The organism is Gordonia sp. Swx-4 (assembly GCF_030316175.1).
Taxonomy (GTDB): Bacteria; Actinomycetota; Actinomycetes; order Mycobacteriales; family Mycobacteriaceae; genus Gordonia; species Gordonia alkanivorans.
In genome coordinates, this window is sequence record NZ_CP128197.1 from 4738231 (window position 1) to 4763392 (window position 25162).

Genomic DNA, 25162 nt, shown 5'->3' on the forward strand with positions numbered 1-25162 from the left:
CAGTAACTAGTGTTAGTCACTAACACATGTGACGCGACCGTCGCATGTCGCACCACCGGTCGGCGCCGACGCCGACCCTGCGCTCGAAAACCGAAAGGGTTCACACGCCATGGCGTCGCTTCTGTTCAGGCTGGGGAGTTTCTCCTTCCGGCACAAATGGGCCGTGATCGCGGCCTGGCTGGCCGCGATGATCGCGGTCGTCTCGCTCGTCGGCGTCCTACAGCCGAAGTTCGCCCAGGACTTCAGCCTCCCCGGAACCGACTCCGGCACCGCGACCGAGCAGGTCGAGGAGTACTTCCCGCAGGTCATGAAGGAGCAGGAGCGCGCCTCCACGAGCATCCTCGTGGCCGCCGACGGCGGCCTGCAGAACCACACCGAGCAGATCAACAAGCTGGCCGAGGATCTGCGCACGCTGCCCGATGTCATCGCGCCGGAAACCGTGGTGAACCCGGTCGTGGCCGCTGCCGTCGACCCGGCGATCGCGCCCTCGGTCCTCGGTGACAACGGTCGCGTCGGCCTCATCCAGGTCCGTCAGAACATCACGGTCATGGACCTGACGACCGAGAACAAGGAAGAGCTCGTCAAGATCCTCGACGAGAACCGCGGCAACGGCCTGCAGGTCGAGGCCACCGGCGCCCTGATGCAGGTGATGGAACAGGGTGGCGCCGCCGAGCTGATCGGTTTCGCCATCGCTTTCGTGGTCATGATCGTCGCCTTCGGCGCCCTGATCGCCGCGTTCATCCCGCTGGTGACCGCCATCGTCGGCGTCGCGATCACCATCATGCTGCTCACGCTGTCGGCGGAGCTGCTCTCGATCAACCAGTCCGCGACCGCAATCGTCACGATGCTCGGCATCGCGGTGTCCATCGACTACGCGCTGTTCATCGTGTCCCGGTACCGGGCCGAACTGAACCGGGGTGGTGATGCGGCCGATGCCGCCGGCCGCGCGGTCGGAACGGCCGGATCAGCGGTCGTGTTCGCCGGTCTCACGGTCATCATCGCGGTCGTCGCCCTCGTGGTCATCGGCATCCCGATCATCACCCAGATGGGTGCCGGCGCCGCGGTGGCGGTCTTCATCGCCGTCTCCGCCGCACTCACGCTCATCCCCGCTCTCCTCGGCGCGTTCGGCCGCTTCGCCTTCCGCCCGAAGATCCCGTGGATCAAGCACGCCGAGCAGACCGAGGACGGCGACACCCTGGGTGTCCGTCTGGGCCGCACCGTAGTCAAGGCCCCGATCCCGTTCATCGTCATCGGCCTGCTCGCTCTCGCCGCCGCGGCCATCCCCGCCACCAAGATGGAGCTGGGTCTGTCGCTGTCGACCGAGGACGAGGCACCGGCACAGGCATTGCTGAGCAAGGGTTTCGGTGAGGGCATCAACGGCCCGCTGCTCGTCGTCCTGCACGATGACGACGCCCCGATCGCGCCCGTCGCGAACGAGGCCGTCAAGCACATCGCCGGGCTGAAGGACGTCGTCAACCCCGGCTCCCTCACCTGGATCGGCAACGAGGGCGGGCAGAACGGCAGCACCGCACTCATCACCGTGACACCGAAGAGCGCACCCTCGTCCGAGGCGACGCACACGCTGATGGAGAACATCCGTGCGTACTCACCGGTCGTCGACAAGCAGGGCGCCGAACTGCATGTCGGTGGACAGACCGCGATCATGTCGGACCTCTCGCAGAAGCTCAACGACGCGCTGATCCCCTACCTGATCGTCGTCGTCGGGCTCGCGTTCCTGATCATGATCGGCGTCTTCCGCTCCCTGTGGGTGCCGCTGATCGGCACGGTCGGCTTCATCTTCTCGGTCCTCGCGACCTTCGGCATCACCGTCGCGATCTTCCAGGAGGGCTGGTTCGGCATCATCACGAACACCCAGCCGATCATCTCGTTCCTGCCGATCTTCCTGATCGGAGTGGTCTTCGGCCTGGCGATGGACTACCAGGTGTTCCTGGTGACCCGAATGCGCGAGGAGTACATCCACGGCATGACCGCGAAGGAGGCCATCGTCGCGGGTTACCGTCACGGCGCTCGTGTGGTGACCTCCGCCGCGATCATCATGATCAGCGTCTTCGCCGCGTTCATGCTCTCGCCGGAGACGACGGCCAAGATGATGGGCTTCGCCCTCGCCTCGGCAGTCCTGTTCGACGCCTTCGTGATCCGCATGCTGGTCGTCCCGGCCGTCATCGCGATGCTCGGCGACCGCGCCTGGGGTCTGCCCAAGTGGCTCGACAAGCTCGTCATCAACTTCGACATCGAAGGCGAGTCGGTCCGTCACCGCGGACTCACCGATCCCGACGAGACGAAGACGCCGGTACCGGCGAGCTGACCGTGTCCAGCGCTCCATCCACCACCGACGCCCCGGGCAACAGCCCGGGGCGTCGGCCCGGGTTACGTGAGCAGCAGAAGGCGCGGACCCGCAACACGATTCGCGAAGCGGCGCTTCGCCTCATCTCCGAACACGGCTATGCGAAGACGACCGTCGAGCAGATCGCCGAGGCCGCGGGCGTCTCCCACACGACCTTCTTCCGCTACTTCCCCACCAAGGAACAGGTGGTGATCGGCGGAGAACACTTCGAGACCGAGGCCCGAGCGATCGTCGAGTCGATGCCGCCCGGACTCGGCCACTTCGACCTCATCCGGCGTCTGTTCACCGAACTCCACCGCCTCACGGTCGACGACCCGTGGGTCGGCAATCCGCTTCGGATGCAGCTGATCCGGTCGGAACCCCTGCTGCAGAAAACCTTCCAGGCCGAGTCCGAGCGGATGATGACCGGGATGCGGCAACTCATCGCCGACTACCTCGGTCGCGACGCCGACGACTTCGCCCTCGGCGTGTTCCTCGACGCGGTGGCCGGGGTGACCTTCCGACTCGCGACCGAAGGCGACGACAACCCCGCGGATCTGCAGATCGAGACGACCCTGCGGGCGATCGATCTTCTCGAACAGGGGCTTCCGCTCGACTGACTACGTCGCCGGTCCAACTGTGGACGGCGTATTTCGAGGGCGTTGTCAGGGGCGCATCTTCGTGACGGCTTCCGATGCAGTTCCCGAAAGCCACAGTGCACGGGCATGACCCAACCTACGATGAGCTGATCCTTGCAGGAGGGATCAGCATGCGCCCCACCCGACACCTCCAGATCAGGCTCTGGCCACGTACTCTCGCGGTCTCCGCGCTGACACTGGTCTTGGCCGCGACGTCGTTGATCGTGGCATCACCGCCGACGGCCCGGGGTTTCGCCGAGGACATCTGCTACACGCCGGGAGCACCACCTCACAACTGCGCACCGTTGCCGTTCGCCTGCCCGCCGAACAACGGCGACGATCCGTTGTGCGGCATCCGCGGCGCCATCCGTTACGGCTACACGCTGCAGCAACCGCTCGGCGGACGCAGTCTGGTGCACACCGATTCGACGTACATCATGGCGCGTAAGGTGGGCTTCTCGCTGCAGGACGCCTATTGGATCGCCGCCTACAGCGAGGCCACCGACCTCGGTACCTTCGCGCCCCGTGACATGCGCAGCAACAAGGTCCCGAACGCAGCCGCGTTGACCACCAAGGACATCAGCGGTCTCGTGCGCACTCACTTCAACACCGGCGGGTTCCTCTTCCACGTGCTGCCGACGATGCGTGGTCCGCGATCGCCGGTACCGAACGGGTTGCGACCCAACGTGAACGATCCGCGGCACGAGGTGATGCTCACCCACATCCGGCGCTGGGCCATGGAAGGCCCCGGCAGCGACGCACCCCTGTGCACCGGCGGTTTCACCGACCGGACCGCGCGCGGCGACTTTGCCACCGGAACAACGTGTTACGGCGGGCGCAACAACCCGGCCCAGATCACCGGGCAGTACAGCGTCGCCTATCCGGTCACGCTCCCCTTCCAGAACGTGACCGGCCGCCAGGTCATCACCGACGGGGTGACCTCGGAGCGATTCGACTCCTACGTCGGTAAGCAGTCGGCAAACGCGCGTATCGGCATCTACATCCACGCCCTCGGCGACCGGATCTCGCACCATACGTGCACCGACCGGGCCACGATGACCCCACCGACGCCGCGACACCGTGCCTTCGACATCGACCTGCTCGATCGCGCCTGCAATCAGGGACCGCATGCGGTGCGCCACGAATACGAGACCGGCGTGGACTTCCACGATCTCGCTGCGGAGGACCGCACCACCGAGGCAGCCCTCTCGATGGTCTACGACGAGCTGGTGAACTTCGCCCGCGAGCGCGGGGTGCTGAACCCGGCGGCCACGAGCCCGGCAGCGAAGACCACGGTGGTCACCAACGGCCTGATCCCCGCACTCGAGCGGCGCAATCCCGAGGCCCGAATCCGCGCGGTGACCGCGGTCGGTTGCGGTCTCGGCGTGCCGGCGTTCCCGGGTAGCCCGGCCTGCTGAATCCGACCACTGACGGTCACGGCCGTTCGTCCGGCGAAGGAACATCTAGGATCGTGGGGTGATCTCGGACAGCGTCGCCCGACCCCGCAGGACCGCCGCACCTCGCCCACGCCGGCGGACCCTCACGCGGATGTTCGCGCCTGTCATCGCGACCGCGGCCGCAGTCGCCGCCACCGTCGCGCTGGTCGCCCCCACACAGGCCGCCCCCGCGAAGCCCACACCGGCGCCGTTCCCGACCGGAGATCTCGTCCGGCTCTATCCGTCGGACGTCTCGTCGTTCCCCGGCGGCGTCTACCTGCAGCCCATCGAGACGTTCAGCGCGCTGCGACGGGACCACCCCGAGATCATGGCGCAGAACCTCGACAAGGTCGTGGCCATCAACCAGGCCGCGGCCGACGACCCCGCCCTGCAGCGGCGCGCACTCACCGACGCCCACGACGATCCGCTCGTGACGATGTCCGACGCGTTCGGACAGAAACTCGGAAGCCACTTCCGGAACGCACTGGCTGCCGGTCGCCTGCCCAAGACCAAGTCGATCTTCAGCGACTACCTGGCCCGCGGTGGCGGCATCGCCAACACGACGCTGGTCGAGAAGTACGTCTTCGGCAACGACCGCCCGTTCGTCGTCGCCCCCAAGCGAATCCGGAAGTACACGCGCACCGACGAAAACGAGTACGACGCCCTCGGGGCCAACCCGTCCTTCCCCTCCGGACACGCGGGCATGTTCTTCTGGCGCGGAACGCTTCTCGCGCTGATGCTTCCCGAGTTCGCCCCGCAGTTCCTCACCCGTGCTTCCGAGGGCGGTTACCACCGCGTCGTACTCGGCGTGCACTACCCGCTCGACGTGATCGGCGGCGCCATGGTCGGCCAAGCCGCGGCCGCCGACCGGTGGAACGACCCGGAATTCAAGCGTTTGCTCCGCGCCTCCGCGACCGAGATCCGTCGTGAACTCGAATGGCGTTGCGGTGCTCCGTTGTCCACCTGCATTAACCAGGACACCCCGTATCTGACCGACGACGAGGCGAAGCGTATCTACACCGACCGCCTCACGTACGGCTTCGGCCGGGTCGCCTCGCCCACGCATCGAATGGTGGTGCCACAGCAGGCCGTCGACATGATCTCACCCGCCTTCCCGTCACTGTCCGACGCGCAGCGTCGCCAGATCCTCGTTGCGACCGCGCATCCCGCCGGCTACCCGCTCGACGACCAGCGACCGGGACGCGCCTCCTGGCAGCGCCTCGATCTCGTTCGGGCTTACACCGCCCGGGTGACCGTCGACGACAACGGCGGCGTCACCGTTCACTGACGGCGCTTTCCGCTTTCCCTTACTGAATCGTTTGTCCCACTGCGCGTTGCGAACTCACCCGCACGCGCCATCTCGTCGTGTCGTGGGCGTCAGTGTGTGTCCAGTTAGCCCGAACAGCTTGACACCAGAGTAAGGATACGGCGAATTTTCGGGTGGTCCACGTCACACCCGAGGTGGACTCACCGCCCGTGAACTGGGCGGACGGTGCCGAATCTCGCATCCAGTCCGACGACTGGGTTAACGAACTCACTCACCTTCAAGCCCCGCCGGGGCGATGTCGCCGTGCCCGCTTCCCGGGCTGCTTCGTCGTGCCCGGAGACCATCGCCGAAAGGCAGTCGAAACATGCGTTTGTCGAACTCTCGAGGAGCCGGACGGCTGGCGGCGGTCGCCGTGGCCGCGGCGTGCATCTTCTCCGTCGTGTCATGTAGCAGCGACGACGGCGGATCGGATGGCTCCGCCGCGGATTCCAGCGGTACCAAGGCCTCCGGCGAAGCCATCAAGGTCGGATTGTTCAACCCCTCCAAGGGCCCGGCCACCCAGCCCGGTGTCACCACCGGCAAGCAGGCGGCCGTGGACTACATCAACAACCAGATCGGCGGCATCAACGGCCGCCCCATCGAGATCATCGACTGCGGTATCGACCAGACCGCACCCGAGTCGACGGTGTCGTGCGCCAACCAGTTCGTCGAAGCCGGCGTGGTCGCCGCGATCGACGGATTCAACGCCGAATCCGCTGCCGCCGTGCCGATCCTGACCGCCGCGAAGATCCCGCTGGTCGGCCAGATCCCGTTCAGCACCATCACCGGCGCATCGGCGGACAACCGTGTGTACTTCGGACCGCCGCCGGCCGCGTTCCTCGTCGGCTTCATGCAGCAGCTGAAGGCCGACGGCAAGAACTCACTCACGCTCGCGAATGCCGATCTGCCGCAGGCACATCAGGTCTTCGACGGACTCATGAAGCCGCTCGGCGCGCAGCTCGGCATCGAGGTCAAGTCGGTGTACTACCCGCCGGCCGGACCCAACTTCACGCAGCTGGCGAGCCAGCTCGCCGAGGGCAGTCCCGACGCGGCCGGTCTCATGACCGCACCCAACGACAACGTCTGCACCAAGCTCGCCCAGTCGCTGCGCTCGGTGAAGTTCGAGGGCACCATCTTCCTGGCCGCCTGCACCGACTTCATCGACACCCTCGGCCAGCAGGCCGTCGGCGCGCAGACGTATTCACCGTTCTGGCAGACGCCGGCGCTCGACTCCACCCCGGCCGAGGTCAAGGGCAACCTGGAGACCGCCCAGAAGTTCATCGACGACCAGAGCGGCACCGCCGGCTTCTACGCCTACGGCACCTTCTCGATCCTCGCCGACTTCGCGACCACCGTCGGCAACGCCGAGCTCAGCGACTACACCGGCCCGAGCATCCTCGGCGCACTGAAGGCGGTCAAGGACTACCAGTCCTTCATCGGACCGAAGCTCAACTGCGGCAAGCCGACGAGCCCGAACTGCACCACCGAGATGCTGCTGTTCAACGTCGTCGCCGACAAGAAGACCGAGCCCGCCACCGGGGGATTCATCACCCCGCTCCCGGCCGCGCTCGCGCTCATCCCGGGCGCCGCGTAACCGAGCACGACACGGTGGGGATGGGCCCCGCACCCGGGGCCCATCCCCACCACCCGCTCCCCGACCGTTCTCCCGGGTGACCCACCCACCCGTCCGCGCAATCCGTCCGCGTGAGATGCACACGCGCCGAACGAATGAGTACGCACATGGGCCAGTTCCTCCAGTTCGCCTTCCTCGGGCTAGCCGCGGGTGCCATCTACTCGGTACTCGCCTCGTCTCTGGTCGGCATCTACGCCGCCACCGGAATCATCAACTTCGCCCAGGGTGCCATCGGTCTCTACTCGGTCTATCTCGTCGCCGCGCTGCGCACCGACGGCAGTCTCGTCCTGCCCATCGGCACCCTGAGTATCGGCAGTGAGGACAACCCCACGTCGATGGAACTCGCTCTGGCCCTCGGCGTGGTCAGCGCGGTGGTCTGGGCCCTGCTCGCCCACGTCCTCGTCTTCCGTCCCCTACGACACGCGCCCGTGCTCGCACAAGTCGTCGCGTCGGTCGGCCTAATGCTCTTCCTCCAGGCCCTCGTCCAGCTGCGTTTCGACACGGAAAATCTGTTCGCCCAGTCGATCCTGCCCGAGGACACCGTCGACATCGCCGGTGCCGTCGTCAACGTCTCCGACCTGATCCTGGCCGGTGTCGCCATCGCGGTGTCCCTGCTGCTGTGGGCCTACTTCCGTCTCACCACGCTCGGGGTCGCGACGCGCGCCGGATCCGAGGACGAACTGGCCGCCCGCCTGTCCGGCTACTCCCCCGACCGCCTCGCCGCCATCGTGTGGGTCATCACCGGCGCGGCCACCGGCCTCATCGTCGTGCTGGCCTCGTTCACCATCGGCCTGACGGTCACCAGCTACACCTTCTTCGTCATCCCGGCGCTGGCGGTCGCACTCGTCGGACGGCTCACCTCCTTCGGGGTCGCCTGCGCGGCAGGACTAGTGCTCGGCGCCTTCCAGTCGGTGATTTCGTGGCTCGCCACCAAGGCCTGGTGGCCGGAGTGGGCGCAGGCCGGTCTCGGCGACGCCGTGCCCTTCGTCATCGTGGTGATCGCGTTGTTCCTCCTCGGCGGACGAATCCCGTCGCGCGGCTCGCTCGGCGAGGTACGCATGCCTGCGGTGCGCATCCCCCGCATCCGGGTCATCCCGACCGTGGCGATCGTCGCGGCCGTCGTCCTCGCCATCCTGCTCACCTCCGGCACCTGGCGGTTCGGCGTGGTCACCTCGGTGATCCTCTCGCTCATCGCGCTCTCGCTGGTCCTGCTGACCGGTTACCTCGGCCAGATCTCGTTGGCGTCCATGGCCTTTGCCGGCGCCGCCGGATTCGCCCTGTCGAAGCTGACCACCAACTGGAATGTGCCGTTCCCGTTCAGCATGCTGTTCGCCGCACTGATCGCGACGGGACTCGGCGTGCTGGTCGGCGTGCCGGCCCTCCGTATCCGCGGCGCGCAGCTCGCAGTGGTGACCCTGGCCGCGGCACTGGCGATCCAGAGCTTCGTGTTCAACAACCCGGCCATCACCGCGTTCGAGGGCAACATGATCGCCGACCCGACACTCTTCGGCATCGACCTCGGTGTGCGCGACGGCACCAACCTCGTCACCCTGCGGTTCGCGCTGATGGTTCTCGTCGTCGTCGCGATCGCCACCCTCGTGGTCCTTCGGTTCATGGGCGGCTCCACCGGCCGCGCCTTCCTCGCGGTTCGCTCCAACGAACGCGCGGCGGCATCGGTCGGAATCAACGTCGCCGCAACCAAACTCCTCGGCTTCGCCCTGTCGGCCTTCCTGGCCGGCATCGGTGGCTGCCTGATCGGCTACAGCCGCGGCCAGCTCTCGGCCGGCTCGTTCACCGTGATGATCGGCCTGACGCTGCTCGCGATGACCTACGTCGGCGGAATCACCTCGTTCGCCGGCGCCGTCATCGCCGGCATCATCGGCCCGCTCGGCGTCGGTTATGTGTTCCTCACCCAGACACTGAGTTTCGGCGAGTACTACGAACTGATCGCCGCGGGCAGCCTTCTGCTGATGGCGGTGATGAACCCCGTCGGCGTGGCCGGCGCGGCGTCCGAACTCGGCGACAAGATCCGGGCCCTACGGCACCGCCGAGAACCGGATCCAAAACCCGAGGCGCCCGGTGCGGCGCAGAGCGCGGAGGCAGGTGTCCATGTCTGAGTCGACCGTCCTGGAACGGACCACCCTGCTCCAGACCGGCGGGCTCTCCGTCCGCTACGGCGGTGTCAGCGCCAACACCGACGTCGACATCACCGTCGGCTCCGGCGAGATCGTCGGCCTGATCGGCCCCAACGGCGCGGGAAAGACCACCTTCGTCGACGCCGTCACCGGGTTCACCAAGGCCACCGGCACCGTCTCGCTGGCCGGTGAACGCCTCGAGAAGGCCTCGCCGCATCGTCGGCGTAGAGCCGGAATGGCACGCACCTGGCAGGCCGGCGAGCTGTTCACCGACCTCACCGTCTCCCAGAACCTGGCCGTCGCCGTGCAGCCCGTCGGCCTGCGCGCGATGGTGTCGGACGTGCTCAACGGTTCGCGGCCACCCGCCGAGACCATCGACCACGCACTCGATCTCGTCGGTCTGCGCGACGCCGCCGATCAGCGTCCCGGCGAACTCACGCTGGGACAACAGAAGTTGGTGGGCGTCGCCCGGGCCCTGGTCGGCGGGACCCGACTCGTCCTGCTCGACGAGCCGGCGGCGGGCCTCGACACCCACGAGAGCCGCGACTTCGGTGCCGAGCTGCGGCGCATCGCTGCCACCGGCATCGGAATCCTCCTCATCGACCACGACATGTCGCTGGTCCTCGACGTCTGCGACCGCCTCTACGTGCTCGACTTCGGGAAGGTCATCGCCAGCGGCACACCCGCGGCCATCCAGGACGATCCGGCGGTGATCTCCGCTTACCTGGGAAGCCCGGAGGTGGACCCGGATGCGGTGGCCGAGCTCGATGCGGCCGGGTCATCCGGTGGGCCAACCGATCTCGCGGCCGGAACCGAACCGACCACGACCGCCGCGCCCGAGGAGAACCGATGAGCACGCCGAACGACGCCTCCTCGGCGTCCTCCGTCCTCGAACTCGACGACATCACCGTCGGCTATGGCGGTGTGCCGGCCGTGCGCGGTCTGAGCGCCTCGGTCCGCGCCGGGGAGATCCTGGCCCTGCTCGGCCCCAACGGTGCAGGCAAGACGACCACTCTGCTCGCCACCGTCGGCGCCCTGCCGTTGATGTCGGGCAGCGTGACCGCGCTGGGCGAACCGATAGACCATCACATCGAACGCAACGCCCGCCGCGGCGTGACCCTGGTCCCCGACACCCGCGGCCTCTTCCACAAGCTGTCGGTATCGGACAATCTGCGACTCGCGAAGCGCAAGAACGGAACCGATCTCGACACGGTCTTCGGGTACTTCCCGAAACTGAAGACCATGCGCTCGCGGCAGTGCGGCAATCTCTCCGGCGGCGAACAGCAGATGCTGGCCCTGGCCAAGGCACTCCTCGCGCGTCCGCGCGTTCTGCTCATCGACGAGATGAGTCTCGGCCTGTCTCCGGTCGCCGTGCAGGATCTGCTCCCGCGGCTCCGCGCCTTCGCCGACGAGCACCAGATGGCGGTCGTCCTCGTCGAGCAGCACATCGACCTCGCCCTCGGGATCGCGGACTCGGCGATCGTCCTCCATCACGGCCGGGTCGCACTGTCGGCGAGTGCCGCCGACCTGCGCAGCCGTCGGGACATGGTGGAGGCCGCATACTTCGGTCGCACCATAGAGGAACAGGCCTCCTGAGACCGGCCGAAGAACGCCACCACCGACGAATCCGGGGACGCCGTGGTCACGGTCGACGATCCGAACACCCAAGATCCGAACACCCACGATCCGAACGGGCACGATCCCAACGGGCGAGGGCCCGGCCGGTCCGCTCGGCGCCGCACCGGCCAGGACCGTCCGGCACGCAGCACCCGGAATCGTCCGACCGACGAACAACTGCTCGATGCCGCCTGCGAGGTGATCGCCGAGGTGGGCGCCGACCGGGCGACGATGACCGCGATCGCCGAACGCGGTGGCACGACACGGGTGACGCTCTATGCACACTTCGGGTCCCGCGATGAGCTCGTCGCCCGCGTGATCAACCGCGAGCTCGACATCTTCACCTCGTTCATGTTCCGCGTCTACGACGAGAGCGAGGACATGCCCTACGGGGCGCGGGCCCGCCATTCGGTGCAGTGCCTGTTCGACTACGCCCGGAACCATCCCGCCGGCCTGCGGGTGCTCATGGGACACAGTGGGGGCGGCGGTAGCAACCGGCGCCTGTATGCCGCACTCGAACCGAGGATCTCCGCGCGGTTGCGGAAGAACTACGCCGAGCGCGGTGCCGACATCTCCGCGGGCGCGGACACGCTCGCGTCTCTGCTGCTGGGCATGAGTCTCGACGTCGCGCATCGTGCGCTCATCGTCGACGGCGCCGGCATCGACGAGGCCTGCGACCTCGCGATCACCGCCACCATGGCCGTGCTCCGCGACGTCCGGCCGGAGCAGCTCCAGGCGCTCGACGCGTCGCTCGACCAGCGCTGACACCCCATTCAAGAACTCTGTCCAAGACGGTCCAAGGTCCGGACAAGTCGACCCCAAGTTCCCCACAAGCGGATCGGGCGATTCTTTCTCCTGTCACACGAACCCCCGCGGTCGAACCGCCTCCGGGCACCCCGGACGACGACCGCCCAGGAGAGGAAACCCCATGTCCCGCCCGCAGAACACCCAGCCCGACACCGACCACCTCGCGACCGAGCAGATCGACACCCTGCACAACACGGAGATCGGCCCCATCTCCGGCCCCCGCCGGCCGCTGTGGCAGATCGGTCGCCGCGCCACCGTCATCGTCGCCTGTCTGGGCTTCACCGCCCTGACGGCCTGCAGCTTCAGCATCGGCTCCCAGACCGTCGAGGAGGCCTCCGACATCGACGTCGGCGAGTGCCTGCAGATCGGTGACGAGGCCGGCGAGGGCAAGGTGGAGGCCACCAAGGAGGACTGCGAGGGCACCGAGGGCCTCACCTTCTTCGCCGCCGACAAGGTGGCGTCCGACGCGGAATGCACCGCCGACTACACCTCGACCCTCACCTTCTCCGGCGGAGACCAGAAACTGTGCATGACACCGAACTTCGCGACCGACACCTGCTATCAGATCCCGCTCAACGGCGGAAAGCTCGCCGACTACCGCGAGGTCGAATGCGGCGCATCCCCGGTGGACAACACGGTCATCGCCAAGACTGTCAGCCGCGGCGACGGATCGATCGGCTGCCCCGATGACCAGACGAAGTGGACCTTCACACAGCCCACCTCGATCGGCTACTGCCTGACCGAGGACGTCACCGCCGCAAGCGCATTCGGCGGCTGAGCGGTCGGCCCGGCAACCGGCGGCTGGCCCGACGATGCGGAGTTCGCGGCCGCATCGACCAGACCATGGGTGACCCGGTAGTCGTCGCGCATCCGGGCCATCTCGGCATCGCGCACGCGGTAGGCCTTCTCGATCCGTGCACGAGCGCGCCGTGAGCCGCCCAGACGCTGTGCCGAGCCGGCCAGCGCGAGGGACGGACCGACCCGGCCGAGAAGGTGCTTGATCTTCCCGTCCGGCATGCCCAGGGCATCGGCGTCGTCATCGCCGATGAACACCCGCTGCAACCCGTACATGAGGTTGGTGGCCAATCGATCTCGCAGGATGCGCGGGCCGGGCAGTACGTTGGCGAGCTCAGGGACGAGGTAGTCCTCGGTGAGCGCGACCACGAAGTCGTGATCGTCGGGCCCGGGTCCCGGTGACGTCAGGCGGTACAGCTCTTCGATGCGGACATGATCGGCCTCGCACGTCGGGCCGAGTTCGGGACTCATCCCGACGACATGGCCGACGTAACGCCAGAGGTGGTAGATGTCCTCGAGCTCACGGTCGGTGAACCGGACCCCGAGGGTGTGCATCGCGTCGATCGCGATGTGGCCGAACTCGGCGATCGTGAACGCCATGTACGGCTGCGGAATCGGTACACCCCAAGCATTTTCGTTCCAGTCGCCGCGCTTCCACAGCATCTGCCGGACGTGCGCGTGGATCATGCGGACGCGCACGGTGTAGGCGAAACCGTCTCCGTCGCGTCGCATCCCGCCCGGGGTGATGACCTGACTCAGCCACTCCCCCACCTCCACCGACCGCATCGCCGGCTGCGACACATAGCGTCCGGTGATCGCAAGGGGTTTGGCGGCGATCGTGTTTCCCGCGCCGCGCACCAGCGAAGCCGCGCCCAGCACGATGCCGAGCGGCGCGGTGTTGACGATGAGCGCGTCCGCGGCCCGGGCCATCCGATCGTGGTCGACCCAGTCCGGCTCGTCGTCGAGAAAAGCGAACAGCGCCCGCATCGACTCGGTGGACTCGTCGAGCGATCCGATCCCGTGGGCGAGCGCTCTCCGGAGCACGGTGGTCGTGGACCCGCCCGGATGCGAGTCGGCCGCCACCGCGTCGGCGAGGGGATCGGCGAGCCACATCTGGTCGAGCCAGACTCGTCCGGCCTCCCCGTATCGCTGTACGGCCAGGTCGGCGTTCACCAGATCAGTGGGTATCCGCTCCATGACTCAATGAGAACACGTGCGTGCTCACTTTCCATTCGTTTTTCCCGCGCCGGCCGAGAGCGACCTCAGAGACTGCGCTGCTCCGCGTACTCGGCCATGGCCGCGCGCTCGCCGTCGTGATCCGGATAGAAGAAGAAGACGATGGCGGCGCCCACCAGCACGATCGCCGCGGCGGCACCGTAGGCGCGGTTGTCCCCGTGCACGAAGGCGTCCCGGGCGGCGCCGATGATCTGATCGGCGTACTGCGGATACCGCTCGGCGAGCACCTCGGCGCTCGAGAAGGACTTGGTGAGCGCCGCCTCGGTCTGGTCGGTGACCTGATCCGCCTGCGGGGAGTTCGCGATCGTCTCCCGCAACTGGTTGGCGTAACCGGCCGTCAGGATCGCGCCGAGCGTCGACTGCAGGATGGCTCCGCCGAGGTCGCGCTGCAGATCCGACATGCTCGACGCCATGCCCGCCCGCTGGACGGGCACCGATCCGGTGAGCGACTGCGACGCCGGGGTGCCGGCCAGGCCCACGCCGATGCCGACGAGGACGTAGACGAGCCCGACGTGCCAGAAGTGGGCGTGTTGATCCCAGGTGAGCATCGCGAACACCAGCCCGAGCACGATGAAGGCGTACCCGGACAGCAGGGTGAACCGTGATCCCATGCTCTGCACGAGTTTGGCCGACCGCGGTGCGACGACGACCATCGCGCCGGCGGCGGGCAGGATCGTCGCGCCCGCGGCGAGAGTCGAGTAGCCGAGCACGTTCTGCATGTACTGCTGGCCGATGAACATCGCGCCCATGAGCGTGCCGAAGACGATGAGCCCGCCGAGCGCCGCGACCCAGAAGGTGCGTCGGGATGCGATGCGGAGGTCGAAGAGCGGAACACGCACGCGCAGTTGCCGCCACACGAATCCGGCACCGGCGACGATCGCGATCGCGGCGAGGATGTAGACCTGCAGCCGCTGATCGCTGTTGGGGGCGAAATTGATGGCGAGGACCAGCGCCCCGACCATCACGATCGAGACGATGCCGCCGAGGTTGTCGACGACCGCCGCCTCGTCGCCGGTGTCGTCGGGCACCAGCCTCCATGCCGCCGCCAGCGCGAGGACCGCCAGCGGCAGGGTCACCAGGAACACCGAATGCCAGTCGAACACCTCCAGCAGACCACCCGACATCACCGGTCCGAGAGCGGAGATCGCTCCGCCGAACGCCGACCAGGCGGCGATCGCCCGGGTGCGTTTGGGACCCGACCACAGCGCGGTGATCACCGCGAGGGTCGTCGGGAAGGCCAGGCCGGCCGCGATGCCGCCGACCAGACGGGCACCGAACAAGACCTCGACGTTCGGCGCGAAGCCGGCCACGAGCGACGCCGGGATCGACAGAGCCATGCCGAACACGAGCATCCGCTTGCGGCCGTGGCGATCTCCCAGCGCACCGAAGTACAGCACCGACGCCGCGAGACCCAGCGAGTACCCGACCGCGATGAGGTTCAGCTGCGTCGAACTGGCGTCGAGATCCTTGCCGATGTCGGGCAGCGCGACGTTGGCCACCGCGAGGTTGATGTTGGCCACGCCCGCGACGAGGATCAGCGCGACGAGGATCGCACGCGCGCGTGCCGGTGCCGTACCGGTGTCACCCTCGGGCGTCGTCGACGTCATCGGTGAATCGTACGTGCGGAATCACTGCCCGAGCAGGACTTCCGCGCGTCAGCGGCACGGAATTGTCACGTCCCGGGGACCATCGGCCCCGGGACGGGAGAGTCGTGCCGTCAGATGCAGATGTTGAACGACAGCGAACCCAGCGGGACTCCGAAGCAGAGCGCCACGGACCCCACGACGGGTTGCGCCTCGACCGGCGCCGCTGCGGCGGTGGGCGCACCGGCGAGTGCGAGTGCGCCGGCCGCGGCGACAGTCGTGATCCCGACAGTCAGACGACGAGTGATCTTGGATGTGTACATAGCGAGCCCCCTCGAGCACGTTTCCCCCGCACCGAACCCGCTCACGTGACCCATCGCCGCAGGTGGTGCTAGGTTTCGAGTCTACGCCGACAGGGCCGGAGATCGTGTCGCACATCTGGGGGACACGGGTGGAACCGGTCCGTGGACCGGGCTCAGAGGCTGATCCGCAGACCGTCCCACTCGTGGTCGTGCATGAACCCCTCGGCGAGCCCGACCCGGTACTTCAGACAGCTGCGGAGGATGCCCGCGTAGGCGAACGGGAGCAGGACCGCCGGCTTCTGGTCGCCGGACCGGGTGATCACATCCGACGCGCCGCGGAAGTCGCGTGCGAACTGACGGAACGACCGGCCGTTGCGAGAGGGCGCACGCCATCCGTAGAGCATCATGCCGACACCGATCATCTTGTCGACACCGGGTGCGGGAGTGATGATCTCGGTGTCGGGGTCGGAGGTGCCGAGGAAGGCGCGGTCTACGCCGTCCTCCGGAGAGAACATCATGATGCCGCTCGTCGCACGCGGATTGCACTCGATGCAGAACAGGTCCTCGTCCGGTCCGTCCTCGATGAAGTCGAAGCCGATCTGCCCGGTGAAGTTGACGCGCTCGACGATGTCGGCGACCCACGCCTGGATGCGCGGGTGGTCGACGGACCGGAAGTTCAGGCATGAGCTGCCGTCGATGGCGTAGTCGACCGGATAGGTGGCGTGCGCGTAGATCCGGCCCTCGTGGCACACCGAGTAGGTGCAGTACTTGTCGCCCGAGACCCATTCCTGTGCAACCCACGGGTTCTGTTCGTCATGCTCGAGCCAGGTGAGCGGGTCCCCCGGCTGCACCTTGTGCACCTTCTGCGAACCGCGCGAGTAACACCGCTTGAGCGCGAAGGGCTTGTCGAAGTCGAGTGAACCCGCGTCCTCGGGGCCGGCGACCCACGCGAATGTGCGGGTGGGGATTCCGAGTTCGACGAGCAGTTCCTGGAATTCGTACTTGTGGTGCAGCCGGTTCTCGATGTCGAAGTCGGAGAGGAAGAGCCGACACGTCGGCGGGAACAGTTCGGCGAGCATCGCGATGATGTCGGTTTCCTCGTGCACCGGGATCACCATGTCGACGTCGTTCTCCTCGACGATCCGGGCGAGGGCACGACAGTATTCGAGGGGCTCGAACTTCGGCGGCGGAACACGGTGGAATTCGCCTACCGCGTTGGAGAATCTGCTGATGGCGACGGGAATAGAGTCGACGGTCGTCACGCGATGGCCACCCGCAGCCATGAGTCGTGCGAGTTCCAGGGAGAGGAACGACCGACCGGAGGTGATCAGTACATGAGCTCGTCCGGCGCTGTCCACCCGACAGAGTCTAGGGGGTACTCCGGACCCTGACGCGCCGCGTCGGCCCTACGCCTGTTGAATGGAATCGGACACTACGGGAATATTCGGTATCTATCTGTCGGTTCGTCCTGTTAGTTTCCGCACGACCGGGCTGTTGTGCCGGTCGAGCCTGTGGTGGCAGGCAGTCGGATTGGGCGACGGACCGGATGACCTCGAGAACCCGGGGGTTCCGGACCGAGTTGGAGGAGGCATGCAACTGTTCGTGGTCGGCGTCATCGCCGCATGCCTTGCCGCTGTCGCCTACGGGATGTCGACGGTGCTCCGCGCGCTCGGCGCGCGTCGTGTCGCCGCGGCAGCCGCCGAAGAGGGTAAGGGCATCACCACCGAGACGGGTGCTCCCACCATCTCCTCGACGATGTCGACCTTCGTCGATCCCGCCTTCATCCTCGGCACCACGATGGTCGTCTTCGGCTTCGCCGGCGGGGCACTCGCCGCGCGGTTCCTCCCGCTCTTCCTGTCGCAGACCATCGTGTCGGCGAACCTCGTCGTCACCGCACTCCTCGGCACGATCATCCTCAACATCGCCCTGCACACCCGCGAATGGGTCGCCATCTGGCTCGTCGTCATGTCGCTGTGCCTGCTCGGTGTCTCCTCGTCGCATCACACCGGCGGCGGCGAAGAGGTCGGTTTCCACTGGGGTCTGTTCCTCGCCACCGTCGCGCTGTGCGCCTTCGCGCTCGTCGCCGTCTACAACCTCGGTTCGGCCGCCGGCGCCATCGTCGGCGGCGCCGCCGCGGGTCTGTTGTTCGGCATCATCGCCATCTCGGTCCGCATCCTCGACGGCGTCCAGCCGTTCGATCCCGTTGCGTTCCTGACCGACCCGGCGGCGTGGACCATCGCCGCAGCGGGCGCGGTCGGCTTCTACATCCAGACCGTCGCGCTCCAGCTCGGCGCGGTCAACGGCGTCACCGCCGTGCTGGTGGTCGGCGAGACCGCCGGACCCAGCCTGGTGGGTGTGGTGTTCCTCGAGGACACGGCCAAGCCCGGACTCGGCTGGCTTGCGATCCTCGGCTTCGTCGGCGCCGTCATCGGTGCCGTGCTGGTGGCGTGGTACGGCTCGGTCGACCCCGACCACCTCGGTGAGGCTCCGCCGATGAAGGGCGGCTGGCGTCGCGGCCGCGAGGAGCCGGAGTATTCCGACCCAGAGAAGTCCGAACCCGGCGCGTTCGAGGCGGAGGCCTTCGAGGCGGAGTTCCGAAGTGGACCGGGTGATCCCGACTCGCGCGACGACGACGCAGGGTTGCGTCCGGACGGCTCCGCGTCCGGCGATCGATCCGTCGGCAGCCGGGACTCGCGGCACAACTGATCGCGAGCGTCCATCGCCGCGAAAGTGGTTGACACCCGTTCCGCCGGTGGAGAAGGTGGGGTGATGACGCCCACAGCGACCACGTCGCTCTCCCGCCTCGCCTACGAGACCCTCGAGCCCTTCCACATTCTCGCGTACTTCAACCCGGGACTCGGCCCCGCACAAGAGGACACCGGTCTCGACGGCCACGCCTTCTACGTGGGCGCACGCGGAGCTCCCCTCGGCCCCTGCGCCGCCCCGGTCGTCTCCGCCGCGTTCTACAACTTCAACCCCGACCTGGTCGCCAAGTCCTGGCACGCCGCGGTCGACGCAGGCCTCGACCGAGTCCACGAACGTCGCAACGCGATGCTGGATGACTCCCTGCGGCAGATCCTCGGCGATTCCGCCGACGACGCCCTCCTCGACGAACTCGCCTCCGGGTACACCCGGCTCGCCGCGGACCTTCCGCTCGGCGGTCGTCCCCTCGCTGCGGCGTGGGCGTCGGCGCCGATCCCGGAGACACCGCGCCTGAGGTTGTGGCAGGCGACCGCTGTACTGCGGGAGTGGCGGGGCGACAACCACATCGCCGCCCTCGTCCTGCACGGACTCAACGGCTTCGATGCGGCGGTCTTCCACGAGGCCCAGCTGCCCGGCCCGACGGTCAAACGCAAGGTCATGGGCAAGCGCGTCGTGCTGCTCACGCGTGGCTACACCGAACAGGACTGGGAGGACAGCATCGACCGACTGGCGGAGGCGGGCCTGGCCGAACGGACCGAGGACGGCCATCGACTCACGGCACAGGGTGCCGCGGTGTACGACGACATCGAGGCGACCACCGACGCCGCGGGCGAGTCGCTGTGGTCGGGCAACTCCGAGTTGCTCGAACGGACCCGTCCGATCGTGAAGGCCGTGCTCGATGCCGGCGTCCTGCCCGGAACGAGGCGCAAGTGAGCAATCACAACGAAGACGTCCGCGAGATCGAGAACCTCAAGTACCGCTACCTGAGGGCACTCGACACCAAGGACTGGAAGACGTTCGCGTCGACGCTCACCGAGGATGTGACCGGCAACTACGGTGCGAGCCTGTCCTTCGCCAACCGGGACGAGCTCGTGGGGTACATGGAGGCCAACGTCGGTCCGGCGGTCATCACCGAGCACCGCGTGAACCACCCCGAGATCGAGGTCTCCGGCGACACCGCCCGCGGCCGTTGGTATCTGCAGGACCGCGTGATCGTCGCCGAGTTCTCGTTCATGCTGATCGGAGCCGCCTTCTACGAGGACACCTACCGCCGGACCGAGGACGGCTGGCGCATCAGCGCCACCGGTTACGACCGCACCTACGAGGCCACCATCGGACTGGCCGATCTGCCGAGCTTCAAGCTCGAGGTCGGTCCCGCGGTGCACCTCTGAGGACACCCGACATGTCCGGCCGCGTCTTCCCCGACCGAATCGCGGCGGGACGTGCCCTCGGCGCCCGGGTCGCGGAGGTCCTGCGGTCCCGGGAGGACACCCACGGGGCCAGGCCGGTGGTCATCGGCCTGGCGCGCGGCGGGGTGCCCGTGGCCCGTGAGGTCGCCGATGCGACGGGCGGCGACCTCGACGCCCTCGTCGTACGCAAGATCGGCGCACCGGGACACGAGGAGTTCGCGATGGGCGCCCTGACCGCCGGCCATCTCGTGGTCAACGACGACATACCCCGCCGGTTGGGCGTCTCGCGTGCCGAGTTCGACGCGGTAGCCGACCGGGAACGTCGCATCCTGCACAACCGCGAGGAGCTCTATCGCGGCGGACGGCCACCGGTCGAGGTCGAGGACCGGGTCGTGGTGTTGGTCGACGACGGTCTCGCCACCGGCTCGACGATGGCGGTGGCCATCGACGCGATGGATGCCGCCGGTGCCGCACGGTTGATCGTGGCCGTACCCACGGCACCGTCGGATTCGGTCGGCCGCCTCATCGATCGGGGCGTCGACGACGTCGTCGTACTGACCACCCCGGAACCGTTCGAGGCGGTCGGACTCTCCTACGACGACTTCAGTCAGATCGACGACGAAGAGGTGATCGAGTGCCTGGAGCGCGATCACCGTCCTTGAGCAACAGCTTGGCGATGCCCTCACGGTCGGTGACGTCGAGTTTGGTGGACGCACGGTAGATGTGCCCCTCGACGGTGCGCACCGAAACGGTGAGCCGCTCCGCGATCTCCTTGTTGGACAGGCCTGCCGCAACGAGATTCGCGACCTCGCGTTCACGTGAGGTCAACGGGAGCGGTTGTGCGGCGGTGATGAGCGCGGGCGTGCGCAGACCGCCGCATTCCGAGGCGAGTCGGTTGGCCACCGCCGCCGAGGCAACGGTCGCCGACCTGCTGCCCGCCGAATCATGCAGCACACTCGCCTGCGCGGCGGCGTCGGCCGCCGACAACCGAACGCCCAGTGACTCGAAATCGGCTGAGCACAGGTCGAGTTCGACGGCGTCACCGGCAGCGAGCGCGATGGCGTGCCGGGCGTACAGCGGTGCCAGTGGGCCGTCGACGAGTCCGGCGAGTTCGGTGAGTCGCTGGGCGACGGTGGCGTCACCGAACCTGGCCGCCGAGTGCAGCGCCTCCGCCTCGATGGCAAGTTGTTCTGTCTCCCTTGTCTCTTCGGCGGTTCGACGGAGAAGCGCGACGGCCGGCGTGATGGTGCCGGCGGCCGCCGACTGCCAGGCCTGCGCAATGGCCAGCATCGGACCGAAGATCGCGACGTGCCTGCCGTACCGGGCCCTCGCCTTCTCCAGCACCTCGGCGGCACGGTCGACCTGACCGAGTGCACTCAGTGCCTGGATCAAGAAGATGTGGGCCGGGAAGTTCCAGGACTCCGAGAACTCACCGCTGTCGAGGGTGGCGAGGGTCTGCTCCATCCGCCGGGTCACCGAGACGCATGCGCCGCGCGAGAGTTCCACGGCGGCAACGAGAATCTCCGACATGGCCCAACCCAGGTACTGCGCGGTCTGGGCGGCCGTCAGGAAGCGCCCGGCGGCAGTGTCCGCGTCGTCGAGCCGGCCGGTCAGCGTGAGGGCGAGGATCTCGCCGAAACCCGTCGGGAACCGGAGGAGTCCGTCGACCTCCACCTCACGCGAGTGCGCGGCCAGGGCCTCCACCTCGTTCCCGCGGCCTGCGACTGCTCGCGCGAGAGAACCACCGAACACGGCCCACTCGATCGCCCACGGAAGTTTGCGCTTCTCGGCGAAGACACTGTCCGACAACGTGATCGCCTCACCGATCCGGTTCTCGAACAGCGCGCAGGCCGAGGCGATGCCGGTGACGATGGGCACGAGCGCGGGCTGCATGTCCCGCTTGCGCAGCATCTGCAGGATCTCACCGGCACGGTCGGCGTCGCCCAGGGCCCAGAACGCGTTGCCGATCCGCAGATTCCCCCAGAGCAGGAGTTGCGCCTCGTCCAGATCGTCCGGGGAGAACCGCGACAGGATCTCCTCGGCCTCGTCGGGATGGCCCTGCCACATCCGGGCGCGTGCGAGCAGTTCGGCGACGTCGACCCCGGCGCCCTCGACGAGGGCCGCCCGCGCGAACCGTTCACCGAGTGAGGTCTGCGCGAGTTTGAGGGCGTCGCTCGCCGCGGTGCGAACGAGCGACAGATCGATCTCGACGTCGCTCTCGATCGCGAGGTCGGCGAGCCTGATCCGCTCGGCGGGCGTGTCGGTGGGGCGGGATCGCAGCGCCTCGACGAGGTTGCCGCGGAGTCGTCGGGACGACACCATCCCGAGTCTGCGGCGGATCACCTCGCCGAACAGCGGGTGGTGGAAGGCGACATTCAACCGGCGGCCGTCGCGCGTGATGCGGACGAGGCCGGCGATCTCGGCCTCCTCCACGGCCTCCTCGCCGGCGAGTTCGGCGAGCACGTCGATGTCGAGCGGTTCACACAGGCTCAGGTACTTGAGCGCGCTGAGGACCGACGCATCGAGTTGTTCGATCCGCCCCTCGAGCAGCGATGCGAGTTCGGAGGTGATGGCCGCGCGGCCGCGCAACTGCCAGACCCCGTTGACCTGTCGCAAGGTGTTCGCTTGGCGGGCGCCGTCCACGAGATGCCGCAGGAACAGGGCGTTTCCACCCGATGCCTCCCACATCAGGGAGGCCGAATGCTCTTCGAGCTGCCCACCGAGGACGGATTCGATCAGCTCGACGCTCTGCTCTTTGGTGAACGGCGACAGCGTGATCCGGGTGAGGTGATTGTCCTTCCACAGGGAGGTGACGGCGTCCGGCACCGCCTCCCCGCTCCGGACGGTCGCCACGATGTGCACCGCACGGTCGATCGCGAGCTGATGAAGCAGGGTGGCCGACAACTCGTCGAGCAGATGCGCGTCGTCGACTCCGATGACGACATCACCGTCGGCGAGCAGAGATTCCCGGGCGGCCGCCAGATAAGTGACCGGATCGCTCGACGTCGCCGGACCGACCAGGTGGGCGAAGACCCCCAACGGAATCGATCGTGCCGACTCGGTCCCGGCCACCCAGCGCACGCCGGTCGGCAGTTCGGCGGTGACATGCCGGGCGAGGGTCGTCTTGCCCACCCCCGAATCGCCGGTGAGCACGACCCCGCATCCGTTCGTCTTTCCACTGAGTGCGGCGAGGATCGTGCGGAACTCACGCTCACGCTCGACCATCGGCCAATTTGTGGACATACCACTGAATTTTAGTCCGCGGCGGCCTTCGGCGGGCTGCGCGAAGGATCGTCAATCGTCATTCGGCCGCCGAATCGCACCTCTCTCGGCGGCCGTTCCGGGTCACAGGACGTATGAGCAGATCCGCAAACTACGCATCCCGGGCACTGGTCACGACAATTGCGATCGTCAAGAGGATCGCGGTGACCACCGCGAAGTACGCCAAAGAGCCGTAGGCGTTCCAGTGGAAGGTGGGGTCGCCGCCGGACAAGAAGTTCCAGCCGTTGAGGAACGGCAGGAACGGCGTGATGTTCTCGCCGATACGCGGGAGCACCGACAGGATGCGTTCGAGCGCGAACATCCATCCCAGCACGATCGCCACCGCTCCGGCGGAATGCCGTACGAGAGCACCCACCGAGAGCCCGATCAGTGCGCACAGCATCGCGAAAACCGGCGTGCCCCAGAGCTGTCGTATCGTGTCCGGACCACCGAGCGCGATGCCGTTACCGGTGAGCGCCTGCCCCAGAACGACACCGAGGAGCCCCACGATCGCGGCCACCACGAAGGTGAGTCCACCGAACACGACGGTCTTCGCGAGGATCACGAGGGGCCGTCGGGCTACTGCGGCGAAGGTCGGCCGGATGGTGCCGAACCGGTATTCGGTGGTCACGCCCAGGACGGCCATGATCGCGAAGACCGCGGCCCCGAACTGGTTGACGCCGACCAGGTAGTCGATGGTCCGGGTGTCTACCGACGCCGAGTCGGCGTAACCGCCCGACAGCAGCCAACCGAGCAGGACCGCAACGCCGATGCCGAACAGGACCACCATCGCGAGGCACCAGTACGGGGCACGGGTGCTCGACAGCTTGATGCGTTCGGCGTCAACCGCCGCGAGCGCCTGGCCGATCATCGCCGGCTCCCTTCCGGGGTGCCCGGACCGGATTCGACGGACCGGAAGCCGTCGCCACCGTGATAGTCGACGGCGTGGGCGGTCATAGACATGAACACCTCCTCCAGCGAGGCCGATTCGGCGGCGAGCTCGTGCAGCGTCACGCCGGCCGCGGCGGCGATGTCCCCGACGCGGTCGGTCGTCGTGTCGGGTACCCGCATCACCGGCCGCCCGTGGGCGTCGGGTGCACCGGGCGCCGGCGCGAGGCCGGCCTTCGCCAGTGCGGTGTGCAGCTTCTCGAGTTCGGGTCCGCGCACCCGCACCGATTGCCGGGCCCGGCCGGTGAACTCACCGACCGAGCAGTCGGCGATGAGACGCCCACGACCGATGACGACGAGATGGTCTGCCGTCAGCGACATCTCGGTCAGCAGATGGCTGGAGACGAGTACGGTGCGGCCTTCGGCGGCCAACTGCCGCATGAAGCCCCGAATCCACACGATGCCCTCGGGATCGAGCCCGTTGACCGGTTCGTCGAACAACAGGGTGTGCGGGTCGCCGAGCAGCGCACCCGCGAGTCCGAGCCGCTGCGACATACCGAGCGAGAACCCACCGGCACGCTTCCGGGCCACCGACGCCAGGCCGACGATCTCGAGCACCTCGTCCACCCGGGACTTCGGAATCCGATTGCTCGCGGCGAGCCAACGCAGATGCGAACGCGCACTCCGATTGGGGTGGACCCAGTGTGCGTCGAGCAGCGCACCGACCTGGCGCAGCGGATGGTCGAGATCGCAGTACGGCACGTCGTCGATGGTCGCGGTCCCCGACGTCGGACGGTCGAGTCCGAGCATCATGCGCATCGTCGTCGACTTACCAGCACCGTTGGGCCCCAGGAAGCCGGTGACCCGCCCCGGCCCCACCTCGAAGGTGAGGTTGTCGACCGCGCGCTGACTCCCGAAGTCCTTCGTCAGATTCGTTACCCGCAACACGAGTCGACCATAGCCGCCGACCGGGGGTGCGCCGGGTGGTTGCGACACACCGGGCCCTCGAGGCTCGTCGCTTGCGCTCCCCGCACCTCAGGCAGCAAAGGGCGGGTCGGGCAGCAGGCAG

The 25162-nt window shown here is 67.7% G+C and carries 21 protein-coding genes; 14 read left to right on the top strand and 7 right to left on the bottom strand.

Annotated elements, in window-relative coordinates; translation table 11 throughout:
- Nucleotides 1-109 precede the first annotated feature (109 nt).
- The 10 genes from PWF70_RS21480 (at nt 110) to PWF70_RS21525 (ending at nt 12694) form a co-directional block, all read left to right on the top strand.
- Complete coding sequence (locus tag PWF70_RS21480) at nt 110-2326, top strand: MMPL family transporter (protein WP_035752960.1); 2217 nt, start codon at nt 110-112, stop codon at nt 2324-2326.
- A 2-nt stretch (nt 2327-2328) separates the two neighbouring features.
- Nucleotides 2329-2964, top strand: a complete 636-nt coding sequence (locus PWF70_RS21485; RefSeq protein ID WP_075863755.1) for a TetR family transcriptional regulator — start codon at nt 2329-2331, stop codon at nt 2962-2964.
- Nucleotides 2965-3113: 149 nt separating this feature from the next.
- The gene (locus PWF70_RS21490) at nt 3114-4400 is read left to right on the top strand and encodes a hypothetical protein (protein ID WP_006357169.1); all 1287 of its coding nucleotides are present in this window, start codon (nt 3114-3116) and stop codon (nt 4398-4400) included.
- A 130-nt stretch (nt 4401-4530) separates the two neighbouring features.
- Nucleotides 4531-5706: a phosphatase PAP2 family protein gene (locus tag PWF70_RS21495; RefSeq protein WP_279941088.1), complete on the top strand. Its 1176-nt coding sequence runs from the start codon at nt 4531-4533 to the stop codon at nt 5704-5706.
- 343 nt (nt 5707-6049) lie between these two features.
- A complete protein-coding gene (locus tag PWF70_RS21500; RefSeq protein WP_006357167.1) occupies nt 6050-7318 on the top strand; it encodes an ABC transporter substrate-binding protein in 1269 nt (422 codons plus the stop codon).
- Between the two features lie 146 nt (nt 7319-7464).
- Nucleotides 7465-9474: an ABC transporter permease gene (locus tag PWF70_RS21505; protein WP_006357166.1), complete on the top strand. Its 2010-nt coding sequence runs from the start codon at nt 7465-7467 to the stop codon at nt 9472-9474.
- A complete protein-coding gene (locus PWF70_RS21510; protein WP_006357165.1) occupies nt 9467-10345 on the top strand; it encodes an ABC transporter ATP-binding protein in 879 nt (292 codons plus the stop codon). Before PWF70_RS21505 ends, PWF70_RS21510 begins: the two co-directional genes overlap by 8 nt.
- Nucleotides 10342-11088, top strand: a complete 747-nt coding sequence (locus PWF70_RS21515) for an ABC transporter ATP-binding protein (RefSeq protein WP_006357164.1) — start codon at nt 10342-10344, stop codon at nt 11086-11088. The genes PWF70_RS21510 and PWF70_RS21515 overlap by 4 nt, the downstream gene beginning before the upstream one ends.
- Before the next feature lie 42 nt (nt 11089-11130).
- Nucleotides 11131-11874: a TetR/AcrR family transcriptional regulator gene (locus PWF70_RS21520; protein WP_006357163.1), complete on the top strand. Its 744-nt coding sequence runs from the start codon at nt 11131-11133 to the stop codon at nt 11872-11874.
- A gap of 163 nt (nt 11875-12037) precedes the next feature.
- Nucleotides 12038-12694 (top strand): hypothetical protein, encoded by a 657-nt coding sequence (locus PWF70_RS21525; protein WP_006357162.1) that lies wholly within the window; start codon nt 12038-12040, stop codon nt 12692-12694.
- Here PWF70_RS21525 and PWF70_RS21530 read toward each other — a convergent pair.
- From PWF70_RS21530 to PWF70_RS21545, 4 genes are all read right to left on the bottom strand, one after another.
- Nucleotides 12646-13908, bottom strand: a complete 1263-nt coding sequence (locus PWF70_RS21530) for an oxygenase MpaB family protein (protein WP_006357161.1) — start codon at nt 13906-13908, stop codon at nt 12646-12648. The two genes, PWF70_RS21525 and PWF70_RS21530, sit on opposite strands and share 49 nt — an antisense overlap.
- Before the next feature lie 65 nt (nt 13909-13973).
- Nucleotides 13974-15554, bottom strand: coding sequence for an MFS transporter (locus tag PWF70_RS21535; RefSeq protein ID WP_006357160.1), 1581 nt, complete (start codon nt 15552-15554; stop codon nt 13974-13976).
- A gap of 110 nt (nt 15555-15664) precedes the next feature.
- Nucleotides 15665-15853: a hypothetical protein gene (locus PWF70_RS21540; RefSeq protein WP_006357159.1), complete on the bottom strand. Its 189-nt coding sequence runs from the start codon at nt 15851-15853 to the stop codon at nt 15665-15667.
- A gap of 152 nt (nt 15854-16005) precedes the next feature.
- The gene (locus tag PWF70_RS21545; protein WP_040003929.1) at nt 16006-17190 is read right to left on the bottom strand and encodes an ATP-grasp domain-containing protein; all 1185 of its coding nucleotides are present in this window, start codon (nt 17188-17190) and stop codon (nt 16006-16008) included.
- A gap of 232 nt (nt 17191-17422) precedes the next feature.
- On the opposite strand from PWF70_RS21545, the gene PWF70_RS21550 reads away from it, so the two are divergent.
- The 4 genes from PWF70_RS21550 to PWF70_RS21565 all read left to right on the top strand — a co-directional run bounded on the left by PWF70_RS21550 (nt 17423) and on the right by PWF70_RS21565 (nt 20606).
- The gene (locus PWF70_RS21550) at nt 17423-18538 is read left to right on the top strand and encodes a DMT family transporter (RefSeq protein ID WP_006357157.1); all 1116 of its coding nucleotides are present in this window, start codon (nt 17423-17425) and stop codon (nt 18536-18538) included.
- A gap of 63 nt (nt 18539-18601) precedes the next feature.
- Nucleotides 18602-19468 (top strand): SCO6745 family protein, encoded by an 867-nt coding sequence (locus PWF70_RS21555; RefSeq protein WP_006357156.1) that lies wholly within the window; start codon nt 18602-18604, stop codon nt 19466-19468.
- Nucleotides 19465-19926, top strand: coding sequence for a nuclear transport factor 2 family protein (locus PWF70_RS21560; RefSeq protein WP_006357155.1), 462 nt, complete (start codon nt 19465-19467; stop codon nt 19924-19926). Before PWF70_RS21555 ends, PWF70_RS21560 begins: the two co-directional genes overlap by 4 nt.
- Before the next feature lie 11 nt (nt 19927-19937).
- Nucleotides 19938-20606, top strand: a complete 669-nt coding sequence (locus PWF70_RS21565) for a phosphoribosyltransferase (protein ID WP_241548566.1) — start codon at nt 19938-19940, stop codon at nt 20604-20606.
- Here PWF70_RS21565 and PWF70_RS21570 read toward each other — a convergent pair.
- From PWF70_RS21570 to PWF70_RS21580, 3 genes are all read right to left on the bottom strand, one after another.
- Nucleotides 20548-23187, bottom strand: coding sequence for a LuxR C-terminal-related transcriptional regulator (locus tag PWF70_RS21570; protein WP_040003928.1), 2640 nt, complete (start codon nt 23185-23187; stop codon nt 20548-20550). The genes PWF70_RS21565 and PWF70_RS21570 overlap by 59 nt on opposite strands.
- Before the next feature lie 130 nt (nt 23188-23317).
- Nucleotides 23318-24076, bottom strand: a complete 759-nt coding sequence (locus PWF70_RS21575; RefSeq protein WP_006357152.1) for an ABC transporter permease — start codon at nt 24074-24076, stop codon at nt 23318-23320.
- Nucleotides 24073-25041: an ABC transporter ATP-binding protein gene (locus PWF70_RS21580; RefSeq protein ID WP_040003940.1), complete on the bottom strand. Its 969-nt coding sequence runs from the start codon at nt 25039-25041 to the stop codon at nt 24073-24075. Before PWF70_RS21580 ends, PWF70_RS21575 begins: the two co-directional genes overlap by 4 nt.
- Between the last annotated feature and the right edge of the window lie 121 nt (nt 25042-25162).

What these genes read in the sequence shown, in the direction of transcription:
- PWF70_RS21480 (WP_035752960.1), top strand. Translation starts at nt 110, where the DNA reads ATGGCGTCGCTTCTGTTCAGGCTGGGGAGTTTCTCCTTCCGGCACAAA.
- PWF70_RS21490 (WP_006357169.1), top strand. Translation starts at nt 3,114, where the DNA reads ATGCGCCCCACCCGACACCTCCAGATCAGGCTCTGGCCACGTACTCTC.
- PWF70_RS21495 (WP_279941088.1), top strand. Translation starts at nt 4,531, where the DNA reads ATGTTCGCGCCTGTCATCGCGACCGCGGCCGCAGTCGCCGCCACCGTC.
- PWF70_RS21500 (WP_006357167.1), top strand. Translation starts at nt 6,050, where the DNA reads ATGCGTTTGTCGAACTCTCGAGGAGCCGGACGGCTGGCGGCGGTCGCC.
- PWF70_RS21505 (WP_006357166.1), top strand. Translation starts at nt 7,465, where the DNA reads ATGGGCCAGTTCCTCCAGTTCGCCTTCCTCGGGCTAGCCGCGGGTGCC.
- PWF70_RS21510 (WP_006357165.1), top strand. Translation starts at nt 9,467, where the DNA reads ATGTCTGAGTCGACCGTCCTGGAACGGACCACCCTGCTCCAGACCGGC.
- PWF70_RS21515 (WP_006357164.1), top strand. Translation starts at nt 10,342, where the DNA reads ATGAGCACGCCGAACGACGCCTCCTCGGCGTCCTCCGTCCTCGAACTC.
- PWF70_RS21525 (WP_006357162.1), top strand. Translation starts at nt 12,038, where the DNA reads ATGTCCCGCCCGCAGAACACCCAGCCCGACACCGACCACCTCGCGACC.
- PWF70_RS21530 (WP_006357161.1), bottom strand. Translation starts at nt 13,908, where the DNA reads ATGGAGCGGATACCCACTGATCTGGTGAACGCCGACCTGGCCGTACAG.
- PWF70_RS21535 (WP_006357160.1), bottom strand. Translation starts at nt 15,554, where the DNA reads ATGACGTCGACGACGCCCGAGGGTGACACCGGTACGGCACCGGCACGC.
- PWF70_RS21540 (WP_006357159.1), bottom strand. Translation starts at nt 15,853, where the DNA reads ATGTACACATCCAAGATCACTCGTCGTCTGACTGTCGGGATCACGACT.
- PWF70_RS21550 (WP_006357157.1), top strand. Translation starts at nt 17,423, where the DNA reads ATGCAACTGTTCGTGGTCGGCGTCATCGCCGCATGCCTTGCCGCTGTC.
- PWF70_RS21555 (WP_006357156.1), top strand. Translation starts at nt 18,602, where the DNA reads ATGACGCCCACAGCGACCACGTCGCTCTCCCGCCTCGCCTACGAGACC.
- PWF70_RS21565 (WP_241548566.1), top strand. Translation starts at nt 19,938, where the DNA reads ATGTCCGGCCGCGTCTTCCCCGACCGAATCGCGGCGGGACGTGCCCTC.
- PWF70_RS21570 (WP_040003928.1), bottom strand. Translation starts at nt 23,187, where the DNA reads ATGTCCACAAATTGGCCGATGGTCGAGCGTGAGCGTGAGTTCCGCACG.
- PWF70_RS21575 (WP_006357152.1), bottom strand. Translation starts at nt 24,076, where the DNA reads ATGATCGGCCAGGCGCTCGCGGCGGTTGACGCCGAACGCATCAAGCTG.